This is a genomic window from Rhodococcus sp. IEGM 1351 (genome assembly GCF_030056875.1).
Lineage (GTDB): Bacteria > Actinomycetota > Actinomycetes > Mycobacteriales > Mycobacteriaceae > Rhodococcus_F > Rhodococcus_F opacus.
On record NZ_JASHKU010000067.1, the window covers coordinates 1 to 3,744 of the forward strand.

The following is a 3,744-nucleotide window of genomic DNA, read 5'->3' on the forward strand; positions in this document are numbered from 1 at the left end:
GTGCGAAGAGGTCGGGGGTCGATGCGTCGAAGGTCACCGCGTTGCTCTGCAGAAGTCGGTCACCCAAGCCGTAGTCGAACGCAACCCACTGCACCTCGTTGACGATCGCGCTGTGCGCCACGGTCACCCCCTTCGGGCGGCCGGTCGATCCCGAGGTGAACATCACGTAGGCCGTGTTCTGCGGGCGTAGCGGTGCGCGGCGGTCCGCGTCGGTCACCGGCATCGCGGACAGCCGTGACAGATCGATGGTGTCGAGGTGGAGGACCGGTACCGGGTCGGGCAGATCGTCTTGGTCGTCGTGGGTGGTGGTCAGAATGCAGGTGGGTTGTGCCACTGCGAGAATGAAGTGTGTGCGTTCGGCTGGGTGGTGGGGGTCGATGGGCAGGTAAGCTGCACCGGCGGTGAGGGTCGCGTAGACGCCGACGACGAAGTCGAGGGAGCGGCGCATTCGTAGTGCCACGATGGTTTCCGGGCCCACACTCTGGGTGATCAGGTGTCGGGCGAGGCGATTGACGCGTGCATCGAACTCGGCGTAGGACAGTGTTCGGTTTCCGTCGATGACCGCGATGGCGTCGGGTGTGCGCGCCACCTGCGCACCGAACATCGACACCAGTGTGTCGGTGGTTGTCGCATGATCGGTGTGGTTCCAGTCCTCGAGGATCAGCTGTTTTTCGTCGGCGTCGAGGATGTCGAGGTCGCCGACTCGACTGTCCGTATCGGCGATGATGGTTTCGAGGACACGCAGGTATCGGTTTAGCAGGGCTTGGACGTATGGTTCGTCGAACAGGTCGTGGAGGTAGGTCAGGGTTAGTCGGATTTGGGTGTCGTCGGTGATTTTCAGGGCGAGGGGGTAGTGGGTGTTGTCGTTGGCTCTGACGCCGGTGAGGGTTATGCCGTCGAGTGCGTCGGCCTGTTCGGTAAGTGTGGTCTGCTCGACGGGATACGACTCGAATACCGTCAGCGTGTCGAAGAGGGCGTCGGTTGTTCCGGCGGCTTGCTGAATGTCGGTGAGCCCGAGATAGAGGTGGTCGAGCAGGTCGGCCTGTTCACGGTGCATCCGCGTCAGTAGTTGGGTGATCGACTCGTCCGGGTCCGCTCGCACCCTGACCGGTACCGTGTTGATGAACAGTCCGATCATCGATTCCACGCCTGCGAGCTGGGGTGGTCGTCCTGACACGGTGCTGCCGAAGACTGTGTCGTCGCGGCCGGTCATCCGCATCAGCAGAATTCCCCAGGCCGCCTGCATGACGGTGTTGACGGTGACATCGAGTCGGGCGGCCAACTCGGACAGGGCACGTGTTTTGTGCTCGCCGAGATCGGCGGCTGCTTCGCCCGCCCGCGAGGAGATCTCTCGGCCCGGGTCGGCGGGGGCGAGCAGGGTCGGGCCCTCGACACCCTCGAGTGCCGCCGCCCAGACTCGCCGCGACGTCGCCTCGTCCTGTTCGGCGCGCCACTCGAGATAATTGCGATACGGACGGGCGGGAGGCAACGCCGACGCCTTGTCGCCGGCGGCATAGAGTGCGAGCATGTCCGTCATCAGCAGTGGCATGGACCAGCCGTCGAGCAGGATGTGGTGGTTGGCGACGACCAGCTCGTACCGGTCCTCGGCGACGGTGACCAGGGTGAACCGGATCAACGGCGGTGCGGTCATGTCGAAGTGTGTGGCCTGATCGTCGGCCAGCAGTCGCGTCAACGCGTCCGGGCGAGTGGTGTCGTCGATTTCGCGGAGATCGACCTCGGACCATGGCACCGGCACCTTGTCGAGGACCAGCTGCACGGGTATGCCGTCGGCTCCCTCGACGAACGCCACCCGCAAGTTCGGGTGCCGATTCAGTACCGCCTGTGCCGCCGTGTGCAACCGGGTGGCGTCCACCCGGCCGGTGAGGGTGAACACGACCTGCATCGAGTACACGTCGACCGACGACGCGGCCAACAGAGCGTGGAACAGCAGACCCGACTGCAGCGGCGTCAGGGGCCACACGTCCGTGACCGCCGGATACGCCGCTTCCCAGCGGTCGATGTCCGGTTGGCGTGCGGTGACCAACGGTAGATCCGACGGTGTCAGCCCGCCGGCGTCGGGGGTCTGCGCATGGGTGGCGAGGGCGGCGAGCGCAGCACACCATTTCTCCGCCAAGTCCTGCACATCGGTCCGCCGGATTGCACCGGTCGGGAACGTGAACGTGGCGCCCAGCACCGGACCCTCGCTGCCGTCGGTGACGATCGCATTGATGTCGACGACGCCGTTCGCCGGCATGTCGGCATCTCCCGGGGCGGCGATGTCGCCGAGATGGCCGCACGGTGCCCACTGCGCCCCCGGCATCTCGTTCGGAACACCACCGCCGGACACCCGGCCGAGGTAGTTGAAGCTGATCTGGCCGACCGGCAGCGACCGCAGCTGCTCGGCTGTGTCCTGATTCAGGTAGCGCAGCAGCCCGTAGCCGATTCCCCTGTCCGGTAGCGACCTCAGCTGTTCCTTGATCGACTTGACCACCACACCGGCGCCGGCGCCACCGGTGAAGGCGTCGTCGAGGTCGGCGGCTCCGATATCCAGACGCACCGGCAACACGGTGGTGAACCAGCCCACCGTCCGAGACAGATCCGCTCCCGCGGCAATCTGCTCCTGACGGCCGTGTCCCTCGAGTTGGATCAGTGTCGAGGATTCGGAGACCTGTCGCGTGCGCCGCCACCGGCAGACGGCTAATGCCAATGCCGCCAGCAGTCCGTCCTCGACGCCGCCGTGGAACAGTGTCGGCAAGGTCGTCAGGAGTGATGCCGTCACCGGCGCCGGTACGCTCACCTCGACCCGGTCGAGGGTGGATCCCACATCGATAGCCGCGTTGAACGGGCGGAGGCCCAATACCGGGTCGGGGGCCTGCAGTATCGCCTGCCACATCGGCAACTCCGCCAGCCGCGCCGGGGCCGACGACTCCTCGACCAACGCGTGCGCCCACCGACGCATCGACGTTCCGGTGGGATCCAACACCGGAGTGTGCCCAGCGGACACCTGCGCCCACGCGGAGGCCAAGTCGGGCAGGAGTATCCGCCACGACACCCCGTCGATCACCAGGTGGTGCGCGAGGATCAGCAGCCGGCCCGGCCGCTGCGCGGTGCTGCATTCCGACCGGAAATCGAGCCACACGAACTGCACCATCACGCCCGTCGTCGGCGCCAACCGCCCCAACGCCGCATCCAATTGCGCCGACGCCAACGCCGCCGCGGCTTCCTCGTCGAGATCGGCGGTGACCTCCACCCGACGAACAAGGCCGTCCACATCGATGGCATCCGACCCACCGACTTCCAGACCCCACCCGCGTTCGTCGCCGACAAGTCGCGAGCGGAAAATGTCGTGGTGCTCGAGGACGGCCTCGACCGTCGCCACCAGCCCGCCGCGCTCAATTCCGGGCGGCAACTCCACCCACATGTGTTGCGAGAATCGACCGAAGCCACCGCCCCGCTCGATCAGCGCCCGCGCGACCGGGGTCAGCGGCATCCACCCGATGCCGCCGCCCGGCAACTCCTCGAGCGCCACCGGCTGTCCGGAGTCCTCGGGACGCTGCGCGACTGCAGCCAAGCCGCCGACAGTCCTGCGCTCGAAAACATCGCGTGAGGAGAACACCACGCCCCGGGCTTTCGCGCGCGAGACCAACTGAATCGCGACGATGCTGTCGCCGCCGAGAGCGAAGAACGACTCGTCGACCCCGACGCGGTCGACGCCGAGGACGTCGGTGAAGACGTCGGCGATGG

Annotated in this window: 1 protein-coding gene; it reads right to left on the minus strand. The window is 66.6% G+C overall.

Features of this window, described 5'->3' with window-relative positions; translation table 11 throughout:
- Positions 1-3,744 (minus strand): condensation domain-containing protein (locus QM806_RS40720; protein ID WP_283295022.1); only part of this gene is annotated, 3,744 nt, incomplete at both ends.